Source organism: Singulisphaera photorubra (genome assembly GCF_045290345.1).
Taxonomy (GTDB): Bacteria; Planctomycetota; Planctomycetia; order Isosphaerales; family Isosphaeraceae; genus Singulisphaera.
This window is the reverse complement of sequence record NZ_CP155447.1, coordinates 5,805,801-5,830,723: the sequence shown is the minus strand read 5'-3', so window position 1 is coordinate 5,830,723 and position 24,923 is coordinate 5,805,801. Positions and strand designations below refer to the sequence as shown.

Annotated in this window: 22 protein-coding genes; 12 read left to right on the top strand and 10 right to left on the bottom strand. The window is 64.3% G+C overall.

Annotation, left to right across the window (positions count from 1 at the left end; genetic code table 11):
• Positions 1-82: 82 nt before the first annotated feature.
• Positions 83-1,339: a hypothetical protein gene (locus V5E97_RS21995; protein ID WP_406701196.1), complete on the bottom strand. Its 1,257-nt coding sequence runs from the start codon at positions 1,337-1,339 to the stop codon at positions 83-85.
• 301 nt (positions 1,340-1,640) lie between these two features.
• A complete protein-coding gene (locus V5E97_RS21990) occupies positions 1,641-2,084 on the bottom strand; it encodes a hypothetical protein (protein WP_406693678.1) in 444 nt (147 codons plus the stop codon).
• Between the two features lie 730 nt (positions 2,085-2,814).
• On the opposite strand from V5E97_RS21990, the gene gdhA reads away from it, so the two are divergent.
• Positions 2,815-4,161, top strand: a complete 1,347-nt coding sequence (gene gdhA, locus V5E97_RS21985) for an NADP-specific glutamate dehydrogenase (protein WP_406693677.1) — start codon at positions 2,815-2,817, stop codon at positions 4,159-4,161.
• A gap of 139 nt (positions 4,162-4,300) precedes the next feature.
• On the opposite strand, the gene V5E97_RS21980 is transcribed toward gdhA, so the two are convergent.
• From V5E97_RS21980 to dps, 3 genes are all read right to left on the bottom strand, one after another.
• Positions 4,301-5,992, bottom strand: a complete 1,692-nt coding sequence (locus V5E97_RS21980; RefSeq protein WP_406693676.1) for an OprO/OprP family phosphate-selective porin — start codon at positions 5,990-5,992, stop codon at positions 4,301-4,303.
• 99 nt (positions 5,993-6,091) lie between these two features.
• Positions 6,092-6,400 carry a hypothetical protein gene (locus tag V5E97_RS21975; RefSeq protein ID WP_406693675.1) on the bottom strand — a complete coding sequence of 103 codons (309 nt, stop codon included), beginning with the start codon at positions 6,398-6,400 and terminating at the stop codon, positions 6,092-6,094.
• A 66-nt stretch (positions 6,401-6,466) separates the two neighbouring features.
• Positions 6,467-6,949, bottom strand: a complete 483-nt coding sequence (dps, locus tag V5E97_RS21970) for a DNA starvation/stationary phase protection protein Dps (protein WP_406693673.1) — start codon at positions 6,947-6,949, stop codon at positions 6,467-6,469.
• A gap of 269 nt (positions 6,950-7,218) precedes the next feature.
• Here dps and V5E97_RS21965 point away from each other — a divergent pair, with 269 nt between their 5' ends.
• Entirely contained in the window at positions 7,219-7,767 is a 549-nt protein-coding gene (locus V5E97_RS21965; RefSeq protein WP_406693672.1) for an ECF-type sigma factor, read from the top strand.
• A 542-nt stretch (positions 7,768-8,309) separates the two neighbouring features.
• Here V5E97_RS21965 and V5E97_RS21960 read toward each other — a convergent pair.
• The gene (locus V5E97_RS21960) at positions 8,310-8,447 is read right to left on the bottom strand and encodes a hypothetical protein (protein WP_406693671.1); all 138 of its coding nucleotides are present in this window, start codon (positions 8,445-8,447) and stop codon (positions 8,310-8,312) included.
• Positions 8,448-8,520: 73 nt separating this feature from the next.
• Between V5E97_RS21960 and V5E97_RS21955 the strand changes: the two genes are divergently transcribed.
• Positions 8,521-9,627 (top strand): serine/threonine-protein kinase, encoded by a 1,107-nt coding sequence (locus tag V5E97_RS21955; protein ID WP_406693670.1) that lies wholly within the window; start codon positions 8,521-8,523, stop codon positions 9,625-9,627.
• An 83-nt stretch (positions 9,628-9,710) separates the two neighbouring features.
• Here V5E97_RS21955 and V5E97_RS21950 read toward each other — a convergent pair whose 3' ends face one another.
• Positions 9,711-10,574, bottom strand: a complete 864-nt coding sequence (locus V5E97_RS21950) for a sulfurtransferase (RefSeq protein WP_406693669.1) — start codon at positions 10,572-10,574, stop codon at positions 9,711-9,713.
• Positions 10,575-10,720: 146 nt separating this feature from the next.
• Here V5E97_RS21950 and folP point away from each other — a divergent pair, with 146 nt between their 5' ends.
• From folP to V5E97_RS21905, 9 genes are all read left to right on the top strand, one after another.
• Positions 10,721-11,572, top strand: a complete 852-nt coding sequence (gene folP / locus V5E97_RS21945) for a dihydropteroate synthase (protein ID WP_406693668.1) — start codon at positions 10,721-10,723, stop codon at positions 11,570-11,572.
• Positions 11,569-12,846, top strand: a complete 1,278-nt coding sequence (locus V5E97_RS21940; RefSeq protein ID WP_406693667.1) for a glutamate-5-semialdehyde dehydrogenase — start codon at positions 11,569-11,571, stop codon at positions 12,844-12,846. The genes folP and V5E97_RS21940 overlap by 4 nt, the downstream gene beginning before the upstream one ends.
• Before the next feature lie 538 nt (positions 12,847-13,384).
• Entirely contained in the window at positions 13,385-13,570 is a 186-nt protein-coding gene (locus tag V5E97_RS21935) for a YezD family protein (protein WP_406693666.1), read from the top strand.
• A 118-nt stretch (positions 13,571-13,688) separates the two neighbouring features.
• On the top strand, positions 13,689-14,831 hold the full coding sequence (locus V5E97_RS21930; protein WP_406693665.1) for a DUF1559 family PulG-like putative transporter: 1,143 nt from the start codon (positions 13,689-13,691) through the stop codon (positions 14,829-14,831).
• A gap of 66 nt (positions 14,832-14,897) precedes the next feature.
• A complete protein-coding gene (locus tag V5E97_RS21925) occupies positions 14,898-16,301 on the top strand; it encodes a DUF1501 domain-containing protein (RefSeq protein WP_406693664.1) in 1,404 nt (467 codons plus the stop codon).
• 120 nt (positions 16,302-16,421) lie between these two features.
• Positions 16,422-18,938, top strand: a complete 2,517-nt coding sequence (locus V5E97_RS21920) for a DUF1549 and DUF1553 domain-containing protein (protein ID WP_406693663.1) — start codon at positions 16,422-16,424, stop codon at positions 18,936-18,938.
• A gap of 104 nt (positions 18,939-19,042) precedes the next feature.
• Positions 19,043-21,106, top strand: a complete 2,064-nt coding sequence (locus V5E97_RS21915) for a WD40 repeat domain-containing protein (RefSeq protein ID WP_406693662.1) — start codon at positions 19,043-19,045, stop codon at positions 21,104-21,106.
• A 77-nt stretch (positions 21,107-21,183) separates the two neighbouring features.
• A complete protein-coding gene (locus V5E97_RS21910) occupies positions 21,184-21,393 on the top strand; it encodes a hypothetical protein (protein WP_406693661.1) in 210 nt (69 codons plus the stop codon).
• A complete protein-coding gene (locus V5E97_RS21905; protein WP_406693660.1) occupies positions 21,390-22,901 on the top strand; it encodes a c-type cytochrome domain-containing protein in 1,512 nt (503 codons plus the stop codon). Before V5E97_RS21910 ends, V5E97_RS21905 begins: the two co-directional genes overlap by 4 nt.
• Positions 22,902-23,075: 174 nt before the next feature.
• Here V5E97_RS21905 and V5E97_RS21900 read toward each other — a convergent pair whose 3' ends face one another.
• The 3 genes from V5E97_RS21900 to V5E97_RS21890 form a co-directional block, all read right to left on the bottom strand.
• Positions 23,076-23,414, bottom strand: a complete 339-nt coding sequence (locus V5E97_RS21900) for a GlsB/YeaQ/YmgE family stress response membrane protein (RefSeq protein WP_406693659.1) — start codon at positions 23,412-23,414, stop codon at positions 23,076-23,078.
• Between the two features lie 73 nt (positions 23,415-23,487).
• Entirely contained in the window at positions 23,488-23,967 is a 480-nt protein-coding gene (locus V5E97_RS21895; protein ID WP_406693658.1) for a hypothetical protein, read from the bottom strand.
• 43 nt (positions 23,968-24,010) lie between these two features.
• Entirely contained in the window at positions 24,011-24,880 is an 870-nt protein-coding gene (locus V5E97_RS21890) for a hypothetical protein (RefSeq protein WP_406693657.1), read from the bottom strand.
• Positions 24,881-24,923: the final 43 nt, after the last annotated feature.

The window sequence follows — 24,923 nt, the reverse complement described above, 5'->3', positions numbered from 1 at the left end:
GCGAAAAGCCTGGGATCAACGAACGCCGGCCAACCCCGATCGCTTTGAATGATCAAAGCTGTCTGGGGTATCTTTGCTGGGGTCAACGATCCGGCGGCGGAGACTGGTTGACGAACTCGAGGGACTTCTCGATGAGGATCTCTCCCGTCATTTCGCCGAGTGAGGTGCGTGAAACGTATTCGTAGCGAGGGAAGCTTTGAAAATCAACTTTCGTCAAGATGTATCCGAAGGCGTCGTTTGTCAGGCCGAACAGGAGGTTATGCGTGCCGCGCATCTTGCGCTTGAGGTAGAAGCCGATGTTCGGTAGGGCTTCGCCGGGAATCGTCAGGATCTGGGCGTTGCCGAGGTTCACGAGGTTGATTCGGGCGTGGATCGATTGGTCGTCGTTGTGGGGATACTTGAGTGGTGAGCCGACCACCACGGCCCACATCAACTTGGACTCGACCGGGAACCGCACGAGGATCGACTCGCAAAGGAGCGTCGGGTCCTTCTGTTCCGGGACGTCCTTCACGATGCGCAGCGCCTCGTCCGCCATCAGATGGCCGATCCGCAAGCACTCGTCCCAGGAACGCGCGTCGGCCCAGTAGGCACGCTTCGGATCACGCGATTGGTCAAGATTGCGATTGTCGGCCGTGATCATCCCTCCCTGGGCGCCATTCATGAACAAGGCCGTTCCTCCGGCCTGCGCCTCGATTTTCGCGCAGAGTGGTCCGACCAGGTCCGGGCTGAGAATGCCGATGGAATTTCCGAGAACCTCGGGGTGGATGGCGTAATTGACGAGCGTGGCAATCGTCTTGCCGTCCGGGTTAATCGCCTGGATCACGCCCATTCTGCGGTCGTAGAGGTCGGGAGCGTAGTAGTTGTAGGCGATCTTTCCCTGGGCTTCGCCCGTTGCCACCTTGAGTCGGGCCGGCTGGAGCCGGTCGATTGCCTCATTGATCGCCTCGGCGGCCTTCTCACAGACTGAGTTCATGTAGGCGAGATCGCCGGAATGCCCCCCTTTGCCGTCCGGGAAGGCATAGCAATCGGGAGCACTGTGCGTGTGAGTCGCGCCGATGAGGATGTTATTCGCCGGGATCCGGTTGACCTTGGCACGGACCCGGTCACCCAGCGCCGCCGGGAAACCGAGCAAGTCAAGGCTGACGACGGCCACAGAGACGTCCCCTTTGCGGACGACCATGGCACGAGCCGTGAGCTCCCCTCGTTTTTCAAGTGCCGGCCGGGTCGGTCCCATCCCCCCCGAGACAGGCAAGAGCGGGTTTGGGGTGATCACACGAACCGCCGCTCCAACCTGGAGCTCCGCGCGGGCCGTGGGAACTTCCCCGAAGATGACGCACATGACGCCGAGGATGAAACAACCTCGTAAGGGCTTTCCGCGGAACCGGCGGCTAGCAATTGTCAGAGCTCTCCGGCAGGGACGGTTTATGAGTGGCATTTGGGGTTCCTGACCTCATTTTTAGCGGTTTTTGGAGTATGAAAAAAGCCGTGCGAAAGTATTGAATTGTGGAGATTCTATGGAGTTTCTCCGGAAAGCGAACAACAGATACCGACGCTTCGGCAGAGATGGCGATCGTAAGTTTCGAGGGGTTGAGTGTCGCGCAAAATCTCTGGCGCATTTTGACTCGGTGTTACCCCACCCGTCAATGAGTCGAATGGACCGACATGGGATCTTTGTCGGGTAATGGTGTGTCATTCACTTCGAAGGTGCTTGCGGGACTGGTGACGGCGATTCGGAAGGCGTACAGCGCCGCGAACGTCAACCCGACCCCAAACCCAGCCAGAGTATTTACAGCGAGCAAAGGGCCATAGTTGCTTCGCCACGCACCAGCGATCGAGGGTTGGAAATATTCCGTGCCTTCCATGAAAATCACGATCAATCCGGTCTCGATCAGGCCGCCGACGATCCCCCCCAGAAGTAAGCCGTTGAGGCGATCGCGGGAGAGGCTGCCAAGTAAGGGAGACCCGATCAGGGGACCAAAGAGGAGCATGCCGACGAATGGGTGACGAACCAGTAGCCAGCACTCCAATGCCACGATCGCCACGACGATCATCAATGCCCGAATCTGGAACTTGGGTCGCCTCATGTCGTCAGGCTCCACGGGTACAAAGGTGGCGAGAAGGCGTGATTTGCTTGTGACTTCGGATGAGTGGGTTGCTTGACCCCGTACTCCCTGAGGGACGCGATCTACTTCTTGGGTAGCTCAGAAGCCATCAAAAAATTCAATTTGTATGTTAAATCAGAGATCAAGGCAATGATTGTTTCACTGATGCCGGCCATGATCCACTACTTCCCGGCCGATCCGTTCAGCGACGGCGTCCGAATTTGCTGGCCCACCTTCGTGATCGTCAGGTGAGAAGCCCGCCCACCCCTGGGATTGATGATCGGGGGGGATTCCAGGTCGATCCAGTCGAACGTGGGCATTTCGAAGGTAAACCGCGGTAGATCCTTTGAACTCCAATGCTCAATAGAGAATGAGCTGGGTTCATGCCGGGACGATTTCTTGTTCGTTTTAGCGTTTCGATGGTGTGATTCCATGCCGCCGAAGCCAGAGAAATCCTGTCCCTCGGCCTGGGATAATTGCCCTTCTCGGCTTCGGAGGGCAGACGTCAGGCGAAAACCGGTGTTTTTGGGTATTCCTTGTCGTGGTAGACTGAAGCGTGGCCCCTCGCCGGGGCCGCTCTGCCGGATCATCCTTTTTTTTTGAAACATGAGGCACCGGGACCTCTCCACGCCAATCGCACTACGCTGGGCGATCGGGGTGATCTCCCTCCTACCCGGTTCCTCCAATCGCTCTCCCACAGCCGCAGGACAACATGCCCCAGATTCATGGAAAAATCGACCAGATTTTTGACCAAGTCGTTCAGCGGAACCCGGGCGAAGCCGAGTTCCACCAGGCCGTCAGGGAGGTCATCGACACCCTTGGGCCGGTTTTGAGGAAATACCCCCAGTACGCTGAATCCAAGATCATCGAACGCATTTGCGAGCCCGAGCGGCAGATCATTTTTCGCGTTCCCTGGCAGGACGACCGCGGCGAGGTTCACATCAACCGAGGGTTTCGCGTCGAGTTCAATAGCGCCCTCGGTCCGTACAAGGGGGGGCTGCGCTTCCACCCGTCGGTCTATCTCGGGATCGTCAAGTTCCTCGGCTTCGAGCAGATCTTCAAGAACGCGTTGACCGGGATGCCGATCGGAGGAGCCAAGGGAGGCTCGGACTTCGACCCCAAGGGCAAGTCGGACAGCGAGGTGATGCGGTTCTGCCAGAGCTTCATGAACGAGTTGTTCCGACATCTCGGCGAGTACACCGACGTACCGGCAGGCGACATCGGGGTCGGCGCGCGGGAAATTGGCTACCTGTTCGGGCAATACAAACGGATCACGAATCGCTATGAGTCAGGTGTCCTGACGGGAAAGAGCCCGCATTGGGGCGGAGCGTTGGTGCGCCGGGAGGCGACGGGCTACGGTTCCGTCTACTTCATGGATGAGATGCTCAAGGCCCGCGGTGAGTCGTTGGAAGGCAAGGTCTGCGTGGTGTCCGGGTCGGGCAACGTGGCGATCTACACGATCGAGAAGATCCAGTCGCTGGGCGGGACAGTCGTCGCCTGCTCGGATTCGGACGGTGTGATCTTCCACAAACGCGGAATCGATCTCAACCTGCTCAAGCAACTCAAGAGTGTTGAACGCCGGCGAATCGCCGACTATGCCAACGAACACAGCGATGCGGAATACATTCCGGGCGGGAATATCTGGGACATCCCCTGCAAGGTGGCGATGCCGTCGGCGACCCAGAACGAGCTCAATGAGGCCTCCGCGCGTCGGCTGGTAGCCAACGGCTGTATCGCGGTCGGCGAAGGGGCAAACATGCCGACCACGCCGGAGGGAGTGAAAGTCTTCCAGGAGGCGGGGATCGCTTATGGTCCGGGCAAGGCGGCCAACGCAGGCGGGGTTGCGACATCCGCGCTCGAGATGCAGCAGAACGCCAGCCGGGATACCTGGACTTTCGAGCACACCGAGCAGCGGCTTCATGAGATCATGAAAGAAATTCACCGCTCGTGCTACGAGACTGCGGCGGAATTCGGCAGCCCCGGGAATTACGTGATCGGCGCGAACATTGTCGGGTTCTTGCGCGTGGCCGAGGCAATGCTGGCGTTCGGCCTGATCTGATCTCATCTCAATCTGGTGATATCGAAAAGTCTCGGAGAGTGGCAACGTCCCCCTACTGCCATGTCCACTCTCCGGGGCTTACGTGAACCCGGCGATGACGCAGGCTCGGTCTGCGACTGTACGGTCGGAGGTTGCCTTCTCAGAAATAGACCTGGAACCGCAGCCAGAACAGGTCGCTCGTCAGCTGCTTGCGCCTGGTCTTGGTGTTATACACCACCGGGTCACCGAACATAGCGTGCTCCCAGTCAAAGTAGATCTTGACGAACTTGTTCAGGTACCAGTTGAAGCCGACATCCGTCATCTCGGCGCGATTGGTCCAGAGGTTCGGATCGGCCAGCCCCGCCGCGAACACTCGCCGATCGAGGTCGAGCAGGCTGTAGCGGGCCGTAACCTCGAAGGCGCCGAGGCCGAAGCGTCCGTGGCGTAGGTCGAACGGGCGGATCGGATCGATCAGGGTTCGGTCCCGGATCGTCTCGCCGGTGAAGATGTAGCCGGCCTGCGCGAACATACCGCCGATCGGAATTCGGTGCGACGGGGCGTTCGCTCCCTTCGCATAGCTCTCGTGGCCGCCCTGCCAGGCCGCGAGCAAAGAGAGCCCGCCATAGTAGTAAGCCGTGTGCAACTCCCAGAGCGCCCGGCTTCCGCGTTCCAGGACGCCCGGATTAAACGCGAGGAAAGGAAGGGTTGCGGAGTTGGCCGCTGCGCTACCGTCGATCCCCTGCGCCGAGGGGGCCGAGTTCGTCCTCAGCACGGCCGGTATCGTCGGTTGGTTTTCCTGGCCCGCGTTGACCGAGCCGCCGACGTGGAGGTCGCGGAGCAGGAAGCCCTCCTCACGGTTGTAGAACGGTTTGAAGTTGAGGAAGGCCATGACGTCCTGGCGGCTGTCGAACGGCTGATACGAGTTCCTCTGCGTATTGAACGTCCCCACGGCGTACTCGATGCGCTGGTCGAGCAGGGTGCCCCAGCCCATCAGGCCGAAGCGACGGTTCCCCTCGTAGTTGTTGGCGAAGAGCGATCGTTCGGGCGAGAGCAGGTGCCAGACGTGGACGCGATACCACTCATAGGCGAACGGGGTCTTGTAGCGGCCGACGCGGAGTTGGAACCGGGGGTCGTAGTTGAAGTTCAGATAGGCGTCGAGAAGTGCGAGATTGTCGAAGGTGTTTTGGAAGGAAAACTCGTACTGGATGGGCTTGCTGAGCTGGCCCTCGAAATAGACGCGGGTCCGGGGGTTGTAGAAACCATTACTTACCGGGAACTGGTTCGGTTGCTGGTAGATCCGGGACTCGACCTGGGACATTGCTCGGACGCCGAGCGTGAGCTCGTCGTCGTGGGTCGACCAGACGAAGCCATCGTTGTCGAAGTCATAGGACGACTTGAGAGGGAGCTTGCCGCGATGACGATTGCCGGTCTGCTGGGACCGTCCGGTGGTGGTCGGATCCCCGCCCCCGGTCTTGGAACCTCCCCCCGCCGTTGCAGGGGGAAGGCCCCCGGCCTTGTCCTCGGCAAGAGGGGAGGGCACCGAAGTGTCGTGAGAGACCGGTGCGTTTCCGCCCTGGGTCAGCAGGTTGACTCGGCCTTCGAGCTCCGTGTTCTTCTGCGCCAAGGCCTGGTTCTGGCGGGCCAAGTCGTCAAACTTCTGGAGCAAGAGGAGGTTCATCTCCTCCATCTTGTGGAGCCGCTCGGACACTGAGGCGTCGGCGGGGGGTGTCGGGCTGGGTGATGACAGATGCGGCTGGTCCTGAGCGATGGCCACCCACGGCCAGCCGAGATGTCCACCCAACACGATCAATGCGAACGCGGAGAGGAGTTTGGAGCACTTCCCGTCGCCCATTGAATCGGTTCCCTGCCAGCCCTCTGCGCAAGCCAGACAGAACATAAACCACCCCCGACTGCACGAGGGGAAGGTTTCTCCTATCCGTTTAATCGGCATTTAAGCAGATTTGACTTTAGCGGCTGCAGCGAATTTGTTGTTTGCCCGGATTTGGTGGAACGGGTGCCCTTTGACGACGCGATCGCGAAGATTCGTCGCCGCTTGAGTGGATGCGCCGTTACCGTGTGCAGGGATCCGTGCCGCATGCCGCCGTCCTAGGTAGCTGGGGATCGCTTTCACGAAAGCCATCGCCTTCGGAAATTCCTGCTGGCCGAACCAGGGCCCCAGGAGTGACCCTTTGGCCTGTCCCTCAACGTTGGCGAATCGCCCGTCCCAGTGCTGCTTGTCGTGGAAGGCGGCGTTGAGCACAGTGGGGGCGTTCCGGGGCAGGGTGCGGTCGCCGATCCCGAGCGGCCTGGACAGCCGTCATCTCCCTCAACGCTCTGCCTGCAGGTGCGCCTCCACGAACCAGAGCCACTTGTCGATGCCACGCGATACCTCGGTGAACAAGTCGGCGGTGTCCAGGTCGCCGAGGTCGTTCGCGATGGTGATGGCCGATCGCGCCGATCGGCCAAATGTTGCCAGCGCGGTGGAGAGAGCCTCGACGTGGCTATGGCCATCCACGGCCGTCGAAGGGTATTCCGAGAGCGAGCTTCGGCTCGCCGCCATCCGCGCCGTGCCCTCGGCGATGCCGCCGAGCTGGACCGCCCGCTCGGCAATCTCGTCCACATAGTCTTCGACGATCGAGTTGACCTGGTCGAACAGTTCATGCAGGGCGATGAAATTCGGTCCTTTCACGTTCCAGTGAGCCTGCTTGGCCTGCGTCTGCAGATCGATGCAGTCGGCCAAACGCTCGTTCAGGAGCGTGATGGCCTGCGCTCGGATCTTCTCGGAGAGGTCGTTTTTGGTCTTGAACATGGCGCACCTTCCGATCGTCGAGGGGCACCGGGTTTGACGCGACGGACATCGCCGCGATGGGGCAGGCCGGTGCCTACTGGTCACCCTCGACCTGGTACGCGGGAATTTGGATGGGAACCCTTCATGAATCCACCGGTACTGATGTCCGGGGGGGATCGATTTCTCGCAGCTTGCTCGATTGAGGCCGCTCGGAGAAAATGCAAAAGGGCGGAGTCTGTTACCTCTAGCAAAGGCCGGTGTAATACGTGGAGCCACGGGCCGATTTAACGATGATCTTGGGAAATGCCCGAGCCGGGGACGAGCGGGCTCAGGGGGAACTTGTTGCTCTGATCTACGACGAGTTGCGTCGGGTCGCGGCGCGGCTGATGGGGCGAGAGCGGACGGGGCACACCCTCTCGCCGACCGCCGTGGTTCATGAGGCGGTCATCCGGCTTCTCGGGGAGGGAGTCTTCGAGCGGGCCGAGGACCGGGGTTTCCTCTACGCATCAGCTGCGCGGGCCATGCGCGAGGTTCTCATCGACCACGCGCGACGAAGGGCCGCGGCACGACGCGGCGGCGGGTGGCGACGGGTGCCGCTCGACCGCGTGGTGGACTACTTCAAGGAACAGGGCCTGGACCTTGAAGCCGTCCACGAATCGCTCGACCGATTGGCCGCGATCAACGAACGCCAGGCCCAGGTCATGACGCTGCGCTACTTCGGCGGCTTGACGGTGCCCGAGGTGGCCGCAGCGATCGGTGTCTCCGTCGTGACGGTGGAGCGAGACTGGCGTCTCGCACGGGCCTGGCTCGGCGGCCAGCTCCAGGCGGGTGGTGGATGACCCCGGACCGTTGGCAGCGGATCGGCGAGTTGTTTGATGCAGCGACCCGGATTGCCCCTGACGGACGCGAGGCCTGGTTGCGCGGTGCCTGCGGTGGCGATGATGGACTCCTGACCGAAGTCCTTGGTCTCCTCGCTCAAGACGAGCGGGCCGATCGCGCCGGGTTCCTGAAGCCGCCCGAATCCACGGGACCAGCCGATCGTGTAACGAGCCGTTGGCCTGCCGACGCGAAACAACCGGCGAATATCCCGGACCGGTCGACCGGGGCCGTGGGAACGACCTGGGACGTCGAGGTCATGGGATTCACCCCTCACGACGCGATTCGGGTCGGCGGATCTTCGCTGGATTCGGCGGCTGCGCTTTCCTTGACGCGGCAGCGACTGCGTGGGCTTACGATTACTTGTATTCTGATCGTGATGCTGATGCTCGGCTGGAAGTATGCCGTGGCCGGGGACCCCGAACCCTCACAGTCCATTCCCTACGCGATCCTCCTTGCCGCCCTCGGAGCAATTCTTTTCCGACTCTCCCTGTCCCACCCCCTCTCAAAGTCCAAACTTCAGGCGATGGAGTTGGGGGCGATCGGGATCTTTGCCGGGGTCTTCGCGTTCGCCCAGTACCGGACCATGCTCGACTTTTCGCTCAGCGGCGAAGAGACCCGAGCGCAACTCGTGATGAGTCATCGGGTACTCATCACTGCAGTCCTCATCCTCTCTTATGGTGTGTGCGCCGCCGAACTGGCGGCGTGCGGCCTTGGTGGTCGGGTCACTCGCCCTGTTGCCATTCGGGACGTTGTTCCTCCTCTACCTCCGCCATCCTCGAGCGATGGACTGGCTGGAGCGGTTGGGCGCGGAGCATGGGACCCAGCCGCTCGCTCTCTTCGGCTTCGATGCGATGTTGCTCCTGATCCTGGCGGCCGGGGCCGTCTACTGGGCCCATATGACCGCCCGTCTCCAACGCCAGATCAGGGATGTGAAGCAGCTTGGCCAGTATCGCCTCGGACGCAAGCTCGGGGCCGGCGGGATGGGGGAAGTCTACCTGGCCGAGCACCGATTTTTGAAGCGTCCCTGCGCTTTGAAGCTGATCCGCACCGGATTCGAGGCCGGCGCTACCGCGCTGAAGCGTTTCGAGCGTGAGGTCCGCTTGACGGCCACACTTTCCCACCCGAACACCGTCGATATCTACGATTACGGTCGGACCGAGGACGGAACCTATTTTTATGTCATGGAATATCTGCCGGGCCTGAGCCTCGAAGACCTGGTCGGGCGTCACGGGCCACTCCCACCCGGTCGGGCGGTCTACCTCCTGCGGCAGGTTTGCTCGGCACTTCGCGAGGCCCACTCGGCTGGTTTGATCCACCGCGACATCAAGCCCTCGAACATCTTCGCCGCACGTCGAGGGGGCATGGACGACGTGGCGAAGCTTCTGGACTTCGGCCTGGTCAGCTCCGTGGCGCAGCCTCGCAACTCCCGCCTGAGTGAAGAGGGGCAGATCCTCGGCACTCCTCTCTTCATGTCCCCCGAGCAGGCAACGGGCCGTCATGACCTGGATGAGCGCAGCGATATCTATTCCCTGGGTGCGGTGGCTTACTACCTCCTGACCGGTAAACCGCCATTCGACGAAGGAGGGGCGATCGAAGTGCTCATCGCCCTCGCACGCGATCCGATTGTCCCTCCGTCCTTGCTTCGCGCCGGCGTCCCGGCGGATCTGGAACAAGTCGTGGTGCGGTGCCTGGCAAAGAATCCGGCGGACCGGTACCAGGATGCCGTGAGCCTCGAGCGTGCCCTGGGCGACTGCTCATGTGCCGGTCAATGGGACCAGGATCTGGCCGCCCGCTGGTGGGAGCGTGAAAGTGCGATTTAGTCGGCAAGGGGGACCCGCCTTGACCTGGCGCTGGGGTCGAACCGAGTCGGTCACCGCAACCGACTCGGCCCAACTGAGCCGATTCAGGGGGCGATCGGCAGGTCGAGTCGCGGGCCCCACTCGTTCCACGAGCCATCGTAGTTCGTCAAGTTGCCATAGCCGAGGCGGGCCAGGTTGAAGAGGACGACCGTGGCGGCGACGCCCCCGTTGCAGTAGGCGATCGCCTGTTTCTCGGGCACGACACCGTGCTCGACCATGCGGTGGCGGATTTCTTCGAGGGGAAGGAAACCCCCTTCCGGGGCGAAGAAGAGCTCGCGGGGCACGTGAACGGCGCTGGGGATGTGGCCGCCGCGTGGGCCTCGACGCTTGGCGCCGGTGTACTGGCCGACATCGCGCGCATCGAGGAGTTGGAGTCCGGGCTGGTTGAGCCGGGCGAGGACTTCGGCGGCCGTGATGCGCCAGCTTGGGCGCGGGCGGGCCTGGAACTGAGCGCGAGGGACGGTGACCGGGCCCGTCTCGACCTCGCCTTCTTCCTCGATCCAGCGGTTCCAGCCACCGTCGAGGACGCTCACCGCGTCGTGGCCGTAGTAGTTCAGCGCCCACCAGAGGCGGGTGGCGAACTGGCCCCCCATGTGATCGACCGCGATCACGTGAGTCGACTCGCCGATTCCGCGCTCGGCCATGACCTCGGCGAATCGTTCCGGAGGGGCGATCTGGGCGGGGACGGGGTCATCGGGATCAACGATATCTTTGGTCCAGTCGACATAGACCGCCCCCGGAATGTGGCCGGCGAGGTATTCGTCGATCGCGCCCCGGTAGGTCGCTTCCTCGACGCCCGGCTCGAGGGGACGGGTGGTGACGGAGCCACGGACGTCGACCACGCGAACGTTCGGGTCGTGAATATGGTCTTCCAGCCAGTCGGTCGTGACGAGCAGGTCGTGGGGCATGGTGGAGGTTCCCTGGCGAGCGGGCGCGGTGAACACGTAAGATCAAGAAGGTATCGTTTTCGGTGGGTCTTTGGGAACGCTCATTTGCGCCTTGGCTGATTCAGACGGCGATCGCGGAAAGTGACCGAGACGGGAGAGGCAGGTCGATGATGAGGACGTGGGAGGCGCGGGGCCGCCTGGTGTTGGCCGATCAGGTGCCCCGGGTGATGGGGATCGTCAACGTCACGCCCGATAGTTTCTCCGACGGCGGACGGGCCGAGGCGCTCGATGATGCGGTGGAGCAGGGGGTTCGCCTCGTGGACGAGGGGGCGGCCATCCTCGACATCGGCGGTGAGTCGAGCCGGCCGGGCTCCGAGCCGGTCTCGCTCGAGGAGGAGCTCCGGCGAGTGATCCCCGTGGTCAAGGCGCTGGCGGAGCGGGTGAAAGTGCCGATTTCGGTCGACACGACCAAGGCCGAGGTTGCGCGCCAGGCGTTGTGGGCGGGGGCGGCGATCGTCAACGACATCAGTGCGCTCGGTTCGGATCAGGAGCTCACGCGAGTGGTTGTCGAGGCAGGAGCGGGGGTCGTTCTCATGCATATGCAGGGGGTGCCCCGCACGATGCAGGTCGACCCGCGCTATAATGATGTGGTCGCGGAGGTGCTCGAATTTCTCGAGCGCCGGATCGACTGGGCCGAATCGATGGGAATCCCGCGCTCCCGGGTTGCCATTGACCCAGGGATCGGGTTCGGTAAGTCGATCGAGCATAACCTGTTGATCTTGCAGAACATCAATCGATTTGCCAACCTGGGCTGCGCGGTCCTGATCGGTACGTCGCGCAAAGGGGTTCTCGGGGTGTTGACCGGGCGGCCGGTGAATGAGCGAGGGGCGGCGACCGTAGCCTCGTCGCTCGCGGCCGCGGTGGGGGGAGCCAACGTCGTTCGGGTCCACGACGTTGCGCCAATGGTTGATGCGATCAAGGTCTGGACCGCCATTCGAGGCTGGGACGAGGTACGATGAGCCAGGTAATCGAGGTCGATCAACTGTTGCAGGATTCTCGGGAGCTGGCCGATCGGGCGAAGGCCGCCGCGCGCCGGATGGCCATCGTTTCGGGGGGGGCGAAAAACGCCTGGCTGAAGCGTTCTGCTCAAGCCCTCGTCGAACGGGCGGCGGAGGTGATCGAGGCCAACGCACGCGACATTGCCGCCGCTCCTGGCTATGGGCTGACCGCCGCGGCAATCGATCGCCTGACTCTGAACCCGAAGCGAATCGACGAGATGGCCAAGGGGCTGCTCGAGGTCGCCGCACAGGCCGACCCGATCGGTGAAGTGATCACCTCCAGCCGCCGCCCGAATGGCTTGCAGGTCACTCAGGTTCGGGTCCCCCTCGGAGTGATCTTCATGATCTACGAGAGCCGGCCCAACGTCACGCTCGACGCCGCCGCGCTCTGCGTCAAGAGTGGCAACGCGGCCATCTTGAGGGGAGGGAAGGAAGCGATCCACTCCAATCGCGCCTTGCACAAGGTGCTCGCCGACGAACTGGCCGGGTGCGGTCTGCCGGAAGATGCCGTGCAACTCGTGCCCACGATCGATCGCGCGGTGGTCGGTCACCTGCTCCGGATGCCCGACAAGATCGACCTGGCGATCCCTCGAGGGGGGGAGAGCCTGATTCGCCGCGTGGTCGACGAAGCCGAGATGCCGGTTTTGAAGCACTATCAAGGGAACTGCCACGTCTATGTTGATGCCGAGGTCGATCAGGCGATGGCCGTCCGGATCGTCGTCAACGCCAAGGCGCAACGGCCCGGCGTCTGCAACGCCGCTGAGACCCTGCTCGTCCACCGTGATATTGCCGCCAGCTTTCTCCCACGCGTGGCCGAGGCCCTGAGTGCGCAGGGGGTCGAGCTGCGAGGGGATGAGGCAAGCCGCCGGATCGTGCCGACCATGGTGGCGGTCGAGCCGAGCGACTGGGACACCGAATACCTCGAAAAGATCCTGGCGATCGGCGTGGTCGACTCGATCGACGCGGCGATGGCCCACATCGCGCGCCATGGCTCGGGGCATACCGAGGCGATTTTGACTCGCGACCTGACCTCGGCACGCCGGTTTGTGGATGAGGTGGATAGTTCGGCCGTGATCGTTAACGCGAGCACGCGGTTCAATGACGGCGGTCAGCTCGGCTTGGGCGCTGAGATCGGCATCAGTACCGACAAGTATCACGCGCGTGGCCCTTGCGGCCTTCGCGAGCTGACGAGCACCAAGTGGGTCGTCTACGGCGACGGTCAGATCCGCGAGTGAGCCCCCCGCATCGCGGAGAGCGCACAAGGTCTTCCTCTCGATCAAGGATCACCGATTCAATAACTTTCCGATTCTCGGCCCAGGTCGCATAGCCGTGGCCAGGGCCAAGAGGATCTGGATCAACTCCCCGACGATCTCGGCGAGCGGGTCCGCAAAAAAAAAAGGGGGGCGCACGCAAGCCATGCATAGGCCCCCTCCCGCACTTGGTCGAGAGCTTCCTGCGGGTACTCCGAGACCGCACGGCGGGCGACCCGATGCGGCAGTAGGTGCGGCGGACCGACTCGACCTACGAGGTGATCGCCGATCACTTGGCTGTGGCCGGGCGCTATTGCCACTTCCTGTCTGAGAACGACGGTGAGGGGATACACGCCAAGAAAAGAATCTCTACTAAATCGATCGAAATAGGCTGATTAGGGATTGAACGTCGCTCCGATGCTGATACAATCTCAGCCGCCTTAACAAGTGAATTGCCTTCGTGACCGGTACGGATCCCTGGTCCCGTGTTCGGAGTCATTCAAAAAAACGCAGTGAGGTGAGCATGGCGAACGAGTCGTCATTCCTGCCGCATGCCGATCGAAGCTTTCGATCGCCTCCGGCCGGTATCTCCGATCTGGATCACGTTCGGAGGGCCATCACCGGCATCCGTTTCGGAACGGTCCGTGTGGTCATCCAGGATGGGGTCATAGTTCAAATTGAGCGAATGGAGCGGCAGCGGCTCCGCTGAGGACTTCGATTCGCTCGAATCCACATCTGCCAACTCGTCCGCGAGAGGCATGTTGATCTCCAAATACCGCGTTACCCACTGGTCGACCCAGAGGTGAGCGAGAGGACTGGAGTCGCACATGTCGTTGTTCCCTCCTCAAGACGGTCAGCCAAGGCTGGCCTCTTCTCCCGCCGTAGCCGTCCTACCGCAAACCCGAGCCGGCCACTGCCCATTCCCTCATTGGGCATCTGGACCAAGCCGGGGTTTCACACTGATCGAGTTGCTGGTCGTCATCGCGATCATCGCCGTCTTGATCGCCCTGCTCCTGCCTGCGGTCCAGAGCGCCCGAGAGGCGGCCCGCCGCGCCCAATGTGTCAACAATCTCAAGCAACTGGGGCTGGCTACCCATAATTATGAGTCGGTCAACGGCTCCTTGCCGATGGGGGAGGCCCCCGGGGTGGTCTCTCCGCACGTGGCCTTGCTCCCCTTCGTTGAGCAAAAGGCCATCTATGACTCGGCAAACTTCAATCTCCCCGGCGCCACGCTCTTCTCCCTGACCTTCGTGAGCAATGAACTCGCCAATGTGACGGCCGGCCGGGCGTACATCAACACGTTTGTCTGCCCTTCCGAGATCAACCGAGCCCGCGACAATTTCGGCTTCGGCTACTGGGCGACCACCTACGCCTGGAATGCGGGCCGTTACCACCAGAAATATCGACTCTGGGACGGGGTGGTCGGGCGTCGGGTCAATACCGGGGGGACGACCAACCCGATCCCGGCGGTCCCCATCGTTCGATTCAGTGATATCAGCGACGGCCTGAGCAACACGCTCCTGGTCGGCGAGTCGGCTGCGGGTTCGATCAACAATGGAGCGCAGATCACCAAGGTCTCGGAATGCTATGGCATGTCGACTGCCGGACGCGACACCTCGACCGTCGACGCCATGATCAATTCTTGCGACACGTATGATTATAAGGACACGAAAGGTCTTGCTAACAACAACGGCCTGGACTGGCGTTATAAGGGCTATAGCTGGATGGATAGCTCCATCGGTCGCAACTGGTTCAACACGGTCCTGCCGCCCAACAAAGTCTGCTGCGCCTACACGGGCACGGATATGACCGCCGCGATCAAGCCTCTCTCCTCCTACCACAGCGGTGGCGTCAACGTGGCCCTGGCCGATGGCAGCGTGAAGTATTTCAAAGAGTCGATCGACCGCCGGGTCCTGATGTCACTCGGGACGCGCAGCGGCGGCGAGATTCTCTCGGCCGACTCTTATTGATTGCGGTGTTCCCACAACGGAAATCACACAGATCCCCACTGGAACGACCGGTGGAAGGAGGGGTTCATGCTGAGCTTCGAAGCGGGCTCCGGCGTCCGACTCTGCGATGGGTTGACGCGGCGGGAGGCGTTACGGATTGGTGGACTCGCGCTGGGAGGATTGACGCTCCCGGCGCTCCTGAGCCGGGAGGCGGCTGCGAAGGCAGCCGCACCAGGGGGCAAGGGGGCGCGGGCCAAGTCTGTGATCGTCTTCTGCACGAATGGGGGGACCGCACAGATCGACTCGTTCGACCCGAAGCCCGATGCGCCGGCCGAGGTGCGCGGCGAGTTCGGGTCGACCGCAACGAGCATGCCGGGGGTGCTCCTCAACGAGCACCTGCCTCATCTGGCCAAGCTCCAACACAAGACGGCCCTCTTGCGGGCCGTCTACCACGATCAGGTGCTGCACCCCGAGGCGATCTATCTGTCGCTCTGCGGCGCCAAGATCACGCGAGTGGTCACCCCTGAGTCGGCGACGATGAGCCGGGAAGACCGACCGCATTTCGGCTCGGTGGCGTCGAAGCTACTCCCGAGCAAGCCCGACCTGCCCGGGTTCGTGATGCTGCCCGAGGCGATGGGCCCCAACGGCCCGGAGTGGCCGGGCCAGTTCGCCGGCTTCCTTGGGTCGGCTTATGACCCGTACCGGATCAACTCCTTCCCGGGGACACCGGCCTACTCGCCCGGGGCCCTGGCGGCCGACGTGAGCCTGCCCTCCAATCGAGTCCATGCACGCCGATCGCTTCGCGAACAGCTCAGCCAGGCGGCGTCCTACCTGGAGCGGGCCGCGGCGACGAAGGCCCTCGACCCGCATTTCGTGAAGGCCTTCGACGTCATCTCCTCGTCCGCGGCCCGCCAAGCCTTCGACGTCGAGGCCGAGCCGGAGGCGATCCGGAAGCGCTATGGTAATCACTACTTCGGCCAGTCCTGCCTGCTGGCGCGGCGGCTGGTCGAGTCGGGCGTGCGACTGGTCCAGATCAACTGGCTTCGCAGCAACATTGGCGAGCCGGTGGGGCCGGGGTACGACACCCACGGCAATCACTTCAGCACCGTGAAGGACAAGCTGTACCCGGCGACGGATCAGGCGTTCTCGACGCTCATCGAGGATCTGGACGAGCGCGGGCTGCTCGACGAGACCTTGGTCGTCTTCCACAACGAGTTCGGCCGGACCCCGAAGATCAATGCCAACGCCGGACGTGACCACTGGCCGTCGTGCTACAGCGTACTGCTGGCCGGGGGTGGCATCCAGCGAGGTGTGGTTCATGGGGAGTCGGACCGGATTGGGGCCTACCCGACCGCCGGCGCCGTCACTCCTCAGGACGTCCTGGCCACGATCTACCATCTCCTGGGCATCGACCTCGACGAAACGATCCGCGACCACTTGAACCGTCCCCACCGGCTCGTCGAGGGTGAGCCGATCCAGGCGATCCTCTGACGAGGCGGGCTCTCGGGCCGTGGCGTCCTACGGCCCCGGGAGCTCGATCGCACTGCCGCGAGACCTTCCTCCAGACATCGATAGCCCTCCGGAGATCATCCGAAGATGGAGTTCAAGAACTTGCGACAAAGCACGATGGCCGGGGTCGCGGTCGGGCTGGCCCTGATGCCGGCGCTGCTGGCCGGCTTCGCCGGGCCGACCTCCGCCATCGGCCCCCCGGACGACCCGCCTCCTGCGACGGCCCGGTCCTTGGTCGTCGAGCCGAAGGAGGTCACGTTGCACGGGCGGTGGGATACCGGGCAACTCCTCATCAGCGCGACGGATCGGGACGGCGTCGTGCACGACCTGACCGAGTCCGCCGCGATCGAGGTCGAGGACCCGGACGTGGTGGCCGTCGGGCCCCGCGGTGAGCTGACACCTCGCGCCAATGGCAGGACGAGCCTGATCGCTCGGGTTGGGGGCGAGGAGAGGCGAATCCCGCTGACGGTTGAGTTGTTCGACCCGACCGAGCCGGTCTCGTTCCGCCGCCACATCATCCCAGCCTTGACCGTCGCCGGTTGCAACGCCGGCGCCTGCCACGGCACGCCTGCGGGCCGCAATGGCTTCCGGCTCAGCCTGCGCGGGTTCGATCCCGTCGCGGACTACGCGAGCCTCGCCAGGGATTCTTCGGGCCGGCGGATCAGCCCGAACGACCCCGACTCGAGCCTGGTCCTTCTGAAAGGCCTGGGGCGGGTCCCGCACGGGGGGGCGCTGCGGCTGCTCCCCGACGGCGCACCCGCCACGCTGATCCGCGCCTGGATCGCGGGGGGCGCCCCGGACGACCCGCCCGCCCTGCCCGCGCTCAAGGGCCTGGAAGTTCGGCCAGGGCCGCGAATTCTCCAGGCGCCGGAACGTCGGCAACAGGTGAGCGTGACCGCCCGCTTCGCCGACGGTGCGTCCCGAGACGTGACGCGGCTGACCTGGTTCACGAGCAGCGACGAGAGCATCGCTCGCGTCGAGCCCTCCGGGGTCGTCGAGTTCGCCAGGACCGGGGAGGTCGCCATCCTCTGCCGCTATCTCGACCGCCTGGAGTCAGCCAAACTCACCTTCGTCGACCCCTCGACGACCCGACCTTGGCCTGACCCGGTCGCCTCGAACTTCGTCGACAAGGCCCTCTTCGCCAAGCAGAAGTTGCTCGGCATCGCCCCCGCGGGGTTGGCCACGGACCACGAGTTCCTCCGCCGCGCTTACCTCGACCTCTGCGGCATCCTGCCGGCCCCCGCGGAGGCCCGCGCCTTCCTCGACGACTCGCGACCCGAGAAGCGAGCCCGGCTGATCGATGCCCTTCTGGAACGCCCCGAGTACGCCGAGTTCTGGGCGTTGAAGTGGGCCGATGTGCTCGGAAACAACCGTCGGAACGTCCAGCCCAAGGGGACGTACCTGTTTCAGCAGTGGCTCCGCGACCATGTCGCCCGCAACACCCCGCTCGACACCGTCTTCCGCGAACTGATCGCCGCCGAGGGGAGTACCTTCGTCAACCCGCCGACGAACTACTTCCGCAACGACCGGGTCTCCAAAGAGCCCGAGCTGCTGGCGCAGAACACGACCCAGCTCTTCCTGGGCGTCCGGATGTCCTGCGCTCGGTGCCATAACCACCCGTTCGAGGCCTGGACCCAGGACGACTATTACGGCTTCACGGCCTTCTTCGCCCGCGTCGATTCCCGGGTCGACCCGCTCAACCCGCGAATCGCCCGGTTCAACCAGGGGGCCCTGGTCATCGCGGATGCCGGGAGCGGCGAGACCATCCATCCCCGGACCGGGGCGGCGGTCCCGCCGAAGTTCCTCGGCGGCCCGGTCCCCGAGATCCCGGCCGGTGGCAACCGCCGGACTGTTCTGGCCGGCTGGCTCACGGCGAGCGACAACCCGTACTTCGCTCGCCAGCTCGCGAACCGGGTCTGGTATCACCTGCTCGGCCGGGGGATCGTCGACCCGGTCGACGACGTCCGCGATTCCAACCCACCGGCCAGCGAAGAGCTGCTCCAGGCCCTCGCCGACGACCTCGTCCGGCATCGCTTCGACCTCAAGCACCTGATCAGGACGATCGCCAACTCGCGGACTTACCAGCTCTCGGCCGACGCCGAGGGGGACGCCGATGCGGAGAAGTATTTCGCCAGGGCGATCATCCGCCTCCATGGCGCCGAGCCGCTGCTCGACGCGATCTCGGCGGCGACGGACGTCCCGGAGCCGTTCAAGGGGATGCCTGAAGGGACTCGCGCCGTCCAGCTTCCCGATGGCGACGTCTATCAGCATCCGTTCCTCTCGACCTTCGGTCAGCCGGCCCGGGAGACCGCCTGCGAATGCGAGCGGGGGGGCGGCAATGACGCCGGGCTCATCCACGCGCTGGAATTGATCAACGGGACGAGCGTGAAATCAAAGCTCTCCGGACCGAAAAACCGGATCGGCCGGCTCCTGGAGGCCGGACGGACCGACGCCGAAGTGCTCGAGGAGCTTTACCTGGCGACCCTCTCGAGACGCCCGACGGAATCTGAGGCCCGCTCAGGCCTCCTTTATGTCGCGTCGACGGTCGACCGTCGCCTGGCCTGGGAAGACGTGCAATGGGCACTCCTGAGCACCAAGGAGTTCCTCTACCGGCATTGAGTTCGAATCCCGCCTCGCTCCCCGGCACAGCGCTGATCGGATCACGCCAGCGCTGGGCCGGGGCACTTCCCCATCAACATTTCCTCGTGAAGGAGTGAATTGAGATGAAGAGACGTCTTTGGTTGACATCGGGTCATCAGGCGGTCCTCTCTGTGTTCGGCCTCGTTGTGGTTCAGGCCCTGTCCGCCACGGCCCAGGATACGGTCCGCCCCACTCAGGGCGCGGAGGATCGCCCGAAGCGGGCGGCGGCTTCGACCGACGCGATAAAGGATCGACCCTCGTCAACGCCCGAGCGACGAGAGCCCGAGGGGGTCGTCGCCGTGCTTGGTGAGCGAGATCGCCTCTGGGACGTCGTCCGCGCCCTGGCTTACAGCCCGGACGGCTCGATCCTCGCCTCGGCAAGCGACGACGGGATCGTCCACCTGCACGACCCGGTCACGGGAGCTCATCGCTCCGATCTTGCCGAGCGGGTCGAGGCCGGGCCGAGGGGCCGGCGTCGCGTCACCGGGGCGTTCTTCGACCTTGACTTCAGCCCGGGAGGAGAGACGCTGATCGCGGCCGGAGGCGATCGGAGCATCCGCCGCTGGAAGACGGCCGGCTGGTCGAGCCTGGGGCCGCTCGCCGGCCACCGCGAGGGCGTTTTCGCGGCCCGGTTCGCCGCCAAAGGCCGGATCGCCTCCGCCTCGGACGACCAGACCGTCAACCTCTGGGACACCGAGACCGGCAAACCCGCACACAAGATCTCACTCCCCGGCGGCTACTACTCGGCCCTGGACACCTCGCCCGACGGGTCCCTGGTCGCGGTCGGATCCTGGGATCGAGCGATTCGTATCTATGATTCGGTTTCCGGCACGCTCGTGCAGACTCTCCGGGAGCACGAGGCACGCCCCCTGGCGCTGGCCTTCACTCCCGATGGCTCCCGGCTCGCCTCGGCCGATGCCGCGGGCGTGATCCGGCTCTGGAACGCCTCGGCCTGGGTTGCCCTGAGGGTAGCGGGGGGCCACGAAGGGGCTGTGCTGCGGCTCGCCTTTGCACCGGACGGATCGACCCTGGCGAGCTCGGGGGCCGACGGTTCGGTTCGCCTCTGGGAGGTGACCGACGACGGCTCCCTCTCCCCGAGGCGGACGTACACCGGCCACCAGGGCCCGGTTCCGGCACTGGCGTTCCGCCCGAATGGGACAGGGCTCGCCAGCGGCGGCGTCGATGCCACGGTCCGGATCTGGGACACTCGGTCGGAGGCCGACCCGGAGGTTGAGAGACCCCGGCCAGGGGTCATCGTCTCGGCGGCCTACAGCCCCGATGGCTCGACGATTGCCACCGGTGACCTCGCCGGGTTCATCCGGGTCTGGTATGCCGGGACCGGCCGGATCCGCCTGAGCCTCCCGGGGCACCGTGGCCAGGTCGGCACCGTCGCCTTCAGCCCTGACGGCCGCGTTCTGGCCACGGGGGGCTCTGACGGCCTCGTGAGGCTCTGGGACGCCGAGACCGCCCTCCCGATCGCCTCGCTCCAGGGGCATACCGACCAGGTCACCGCGCTGGCGTTCCACCCGGACGGCTCACGGCTCGCCTCGGCCGGTCACGACCAGACGCTCCAGCTCTGGGACCTGGCCAAGCACCAGTGCCTTTGGAAGAAGCCGGGCCACGCCGGAGCCATCACCTCGGTCGCCTTCAGCCCGGACGGACAGTCGCTAGCCACAGCCGGACGGGATCGCTTCACACGAATCTGGGACGCCGCCGAAGGACGCAAGCGGGCGGAGATCCCGCCCGATATGGGGGCGGAGCCCGAGAGCGTGGGCTTTAGCCAGGACTCGGCCTACGTGCTCGCCGCCGGCTTCGGAGACGGTACCGTCAAGCTCTATGAGGCGGCGACCGGGCAGATCGCCAAGGAGTATGGTCGCCATCGAGGCCAGACTCGGGACGTCGGAGTGGCGCGGGGGGGCACGGTCATCGTCTCGACGGGCGAGGACGGTTCGGTCCGAATCTGGGACCGGACCCTCGGCAAGAATGTCGGGGTCCTGCAACTGCACGCCCCCCGAGGGACGATCTCGCGGCTGGCCGTGAGCCCGCGCGGGGACCAGGTCCTCACCGTGAACGGGGATGGGACCGTCTTCGTCGTCGACCTGGCCCTGAGCAAGCCCGACCTTCAGCAGCCCGACGCCGAACAATAGGAATTCAACGGGTCGACTCCTCACGCCAGGAGTCGGTAGACCTCGAATCCATTTCGGAAGCAATGGCAAAGGAGAATATGATGGCGCGATATCGGCAACAATGGATGGCGATCACTTTCACGACCCTGGCCGTGGTGGGACAGCCCGGCTGCGGTTCAAGCGAGCCGCCCCTCGCGGTCACGACCGAGGACCTCGTCGAGGCGCAAAAGAGACGGGCCGCCACACTCCTGATCGACGGCCTGGGTCGCAAGTCGGGCATGCGGCCGATCGCGAGGGCCTCACGATGAGCACGATCGCAGCCAAGCTCTTCCTCCCTCGACGCGGGGACCCTCGCGACGAGGGCCGCCAGGATGCGGCCTTGCCCCCACGGGCTCGCCGGGCCGGCCGACTCGCAGTGGGCCGGAAGCCTCCGGAAGGAGGACGGAACGCGGCCGTGACGTGGCTCGTCCTCGGGGCCCTGACGCTGGCCGGGCGGGCCTTGGGCGAGGATCTTCGCACCAAGTCACCGAGTTTCCTTGACGATGTGGCGCCCATCCTGATCAACAACTGCATCGGCTGCCACAGCCCGAGAAAAGCAGAACATCGATATGACATGACCACGTTCGACGGCCTGGTCAAGGGGGGGGCCGCCGGCGAGGGGACCGCGCTGGAACCGGGCGATCCCGACGCCAGCGTCCTGGTCGAGGTGATTCGCCCGGGTGGGGCTCCCCAGATGCCCCGCCGACTCGACCCGCTCAAACCCGAACAGGTCGCCCTGATCGAACGCTGGGTGGCGGCGGGGGCCCGCTACGACGGGGACGACCGTGGAGAAGACTGGGTCGCTCGTTGGTACCGGAGACGCCAGATCGGGGCTCCGGAGACGTATCCTCACGCGACGCCGGTCGTCGCGCTGGCCTTCAGCCCGGATGGCACGCGGATCGTCGCTTCGGGCTCGCGAGAGCTGACCCTCTGGCAACTGGCGAGCGGGACCATCGCCGGTCGGCTTCGAGGTCTCCCGGAGCGGGTCGAGGACATTGCCTTCAGCCCCGACGGTCGTTGGCTGGCCATCGCCGGCGGAGACCCGGGACGGACCGGTTCGGTCGAGATCTGGAAGTCCAACCCCGACGGCACAGGGGAGTCGGAACGCCGTTTGGCCGAGGCCAACGATTCCTACTTCGCCGTTGCCTTCAGCCCGGACGGGACGCGGATCGCTGCCGCCGGGTCCGACCGCGTCATCCGGATCTTCGAGGTTGCGTCCTGGAAACCTCTCGAGGTGATCCAGGACCATTCGGACTGGGTCGTCGACCTGGCGTTCAGCCCGGACGGCCGTCGCCTGGCCTCGGCCAGCCGCGACGGGACGGGCAAGGTGTTCGACTTCGCGAAGGGGGCAACGATCGCGACCTTCGCGGGCCACGCCTCGCCCGTCCATGCCGTCGCCTTCGGCCGCGATGGGTCGATCGTGGCGACCGGGGGCGCCGACGGGCAAGTCCGCCTCTGGAACCCAGACGATGACGGCCGTCAGGTCTCGGCACCGGGCGGCCTCACCGGCGAAGTCCTCGACCTTCGGTTCGGCCCCGATGGAAAATCGATCATCGCCAGCGGCAACGACGGTACCGTTCGCGTCTTCGCGGCCGGCGTCCCCCCCCTGACACTTCCCGGCAAGCTGGACTGGGCCTACACGCTAGCCCTCTCGCCCGACGGCCAGACGCTCGCCTCGGGGGGAGGCGACGGTGGCGTACGGTTCTGGGACCTGGAGCGGCGCCGGGAGCCTTGGTTGCTCGACTCGACCCCCGGGCATCGCGTAGCCTCCCCGTGAGGCGATACCGGCTGACGGCGATCAAGGCCGAAAGGCCCGCCCTCACTGGGCGGGCCTGCCGGCGTTTCGGAGTCGCCCCGCAAGGTCGACCTCGTCGCGTGCACTGTATTGTAAGCGTCAATTGATACTTGGATTCGAATCGCCTTCATCTCGATCGGCTGAGCCGAGTGGTGCTCAGCCGTTCGGGCCGCGCGACAGGTCGTCGAAGACGGCCTTTTTGTAGTCTTCGTTCCTGGCTGGGCCGGCGTCCGTCGGGTTGCGGTTGGCGGTGGCCATATAGTAGAGAACCAGCAGCAAGATCGACCCGCCGATCGCTGTGATCCAGGTGATCAGGCTCCCCGTCGTGTCGAACCCCATCGCGCGGCCGATGAAGCCGCCCGTGAGCGCGCCGCCGATGCCCAGCAACATCGTCCAGAGCCAGTTCATCGGGTCACGGCCTGGGTGCAATAACCTTGCGATCGCTCCGGCCACCAAGCCGAAAACGGCCCAGCCGATGATGTTTCCTATGTCCATGAAAATATCTCCGGAAATGAGTGAAGCGGGTGGTGTCAACGGTCATAGGAGCGGTTCAAAAGCTTCCCCGCAATCACTCCGACCAACGCGGCGACGAGGGTTTGCTGAGCCAGCGCACGAAGAATGGCTTGTCGGCGACGACCCGTTTGAAGACCTCGGGGTGGTTCTGACGCGAATACTCGGCGAGTCTGGCGAGGTCGTCGGGGCTGGCCTGTTTGGGGTCGCCCGAGCCCAGGCCGAGCATCTTCTGGAGCCACGACGGGGCCAGCCCGCGCTGTTGCAACTCGCTCATCAAGTCTTGGACGATCTCGGCACGTTCGCTGGGCTCCATCTTTTCGGCGGCCGCGCGAAACTGGGGTTCGACCTGCTCTGCCGAGAGTCGCTCGGGGTGAAACGCTTCGCCCACGCCCGCCTCCACCTCACTCCGCGGCGCACGCGAGGAAAAATTGTCGAAGTGTTCAAATTTGTCGTCATCGTCGCTGTCGCCGCCTGAGCCCTTCGACAATTGCTCGAAGACGGCGGACTTGTAATCCTTATTGCCCCACTGCGGCATCTTGTGCCTCCACCTTTGTGTCGGATTCTCTGGGATGTTGTGGCTACTTTTCCCAGCGAAGCTGGCCGTCCGCGCCCATACGGGCTCTGCCGATCTTCTCCCCCTCGGGGTCGAAGACGGTGGCGATCAACTCACGGCGGGGAAATTCCTTCATCGCCCCTTCGAGGAGCGAGCGTGTCAATGCGGGGACATCGGCCGGCTTGGTCTCGCGCGTGACGCCGAACCAGAGGCGGCCGTTCCGTTCGAGATCGGCCTGGACATAGCGGAGATAGGTCCTGCCATGATCTTCCGCCCATTCCGCGAACTTCTGATCCGCCTGGGTCGTGCCGCTCCGCGTCAGGGGAGAGGAGGGGGCGGAGGGAGGACGGTTGCGCTCTGTCGTGACGTCCGGCGTTGCGGTTTCGTTGCGACGGACTCCCGATTCCCCTTCATGAGCAATGCGGTACTGCACCCCTTGGTCGGGGTGATAGATCGCCTTGAGGATCGGATCGCCGTTGGGGTCGTACATGGACAGTGTGAGCGGCTGGCCAGGGAAATCCCTGCGGGCCCCTGCCATCAGGCTCTTGGTCAGCGGGAGAGTGTCGTCCGGGGCGACCGAACTGTCGAGCTGAACTCGAATTTGTCCCCCCTCCTTTGCGTTGACCGAAGCCTGGCGAACCATCCCGGCGGACTTCTCTCGGAGAAAGGCGGCAAATCGACGGTCAGCAGCCGTCACACCCGTGAAGCGGGCGTGGTCCTGGTCGGTGGAAAGAGCGTCGCGGCGAGATGACACCGGCGGTGGCGTCGGCGCTCCGGGACGTGGAGAGGCCCGATACACCGAGTCTTGTGCCGGGGCGGGGGCCGGAAGATCCGGAGTGCAACCCGATACGGCGCAGGCGAAGACGACCAGGGCGTGGTAGTTGCGTCGGCTCAATGTGGTCTACCTCCTGGAGGTCAGGAAAGAAACACATTTCGAT

Excerpts from the sequence above, each read along its gene's own strand:
- V5E97_RS21995 (WP_406701196.1), bottom strand. The coding sequence starts at position 1,339 with ATGTGCGTCATCTTCGGGGAAGTTCCCACGGCCCGCGCGGAGCTCCAG.
- V5E97_RS21990 (WP_406693678.1), bottom strand. The coding sequence starts at position 2,084 with ATGAGGCGACCCAAGTTCCAGATTCGGGCATTGATGATCGTCGTGGCG.
- gdhA (WP_406693677.1), top strand. The coding sequence starts at position 2,815 with ATGCCCCAGATTCATGGAAAAATCGACCAGATTTTTGACCAAGTCGTT.
- V5E97_RS21980 (WP_406693676.1), bottom strand. The coding sequence starts at position 5,992 with ATGGGCGACGGGAAGTGCTCCAAACTCCTCTCCGCGTTCGCATTGATC.
- dps (WP_406693673.1), bottom strand. The coding sequence starts at position 6,949 with ATGTTCAAGACCAAAAACGACCTCTCCGAGAAGATCCGAGCGCAGGCC.
- V5E97_RS21965 (WP_406693672.1), top strand. The coding sequence starts at position 7,219 with ATGATCTTGGGAAATGCCCGAGCCGGGGACGAGCGGGCTCAGGGGGAA.
- V5E97_RS21960 (WP_406693671.1), bottom strand. The coding sequence starts at position 8,447 with ATGACTCATCACGAGTTGCGCTCGGGTCTCTTCGCCGCTGAGCGAAAA.
- V5E97_RS21950 (WP_406693669.1), bottom strand. The coding sequence starts at position 10,574 with ATGCCCCACGACCTGCTCGTCACGACCGACTGGCTGGAAGACCATATT.
- folP (WP_406693668.1), top strand. The coding sequence starts at position 10,721 with ATGATGAGGACGTGGGAGGCGCGGGGCCGCCTGGTGTTGGCCGATCAG.
- V5E97_RS21940 (WP_406693667.1), top strand. The coding sequence starts at position 11,569 with ATGAGCCAGGTAATCGAGGTCGATCAACTGTTGCAGGATTCTCGGGAG.
- V5E97_RS21935 (WP_406693666.1), top strand. The coding sequence starts at position 13,385 with ATGGCGAACGAGTCGTCATTCCTGCCGCATGCCGATCGAAGCTTTCGA.
- V5E97_RS21930 (WP_406693665.1), top strand. The coding sequence starts at position 13,689 with ATGTCGTTGTTCCCTCCTCAAGACGGTCAGCCAAGGCTGGCCTCTTCT.
- V5E97_RS21925 (WP_406693664.1), top strand. The coding sequence starts at position 14,898 with ATGCTGAGCTTCGAAGCGGGCTCCGGCGTCCGACTCTGCGATGGGTTG.
- V5E97_RS21915 (WP_406693662.1), top strand. The coding sequence starts at position 19,043 with ATGAAGAGACGTCTTTGGTTGACATCGGGTCATCAGGCGGTCCTCTCT.
- V5E97_RS21910 (WP_406693661.1), top strand. The coding sequence starts at position 21,184 with ATGATGGCGCGATATCGGCAACAATGGATGGCGATCACTTTCACGACC.
- V5E97_RS21905 (WP_406693660.1), top strand. The coding sequence starts at position 21,390 with ATGAGCACGATCGCAGCCAAGCTCTTCCTCCCTCGACGCGGGGACCCT.
- V5E97_RS21900 (WP_406693659.1), bottom strand. The coding sequence starts at position 23,414 with ATGGACATAGGAAACATCATCGGCTGGGCCGTTTTCGGCTTGGTGGCC.
- V5E97_RS21895 (WP_406693658.1), bottom strand. The coding sequence starts at position 23,967 with ATGCCGCAGTGGGGCAATAAGGATTACAAGTCCGCCGTCTTCGAGCAA.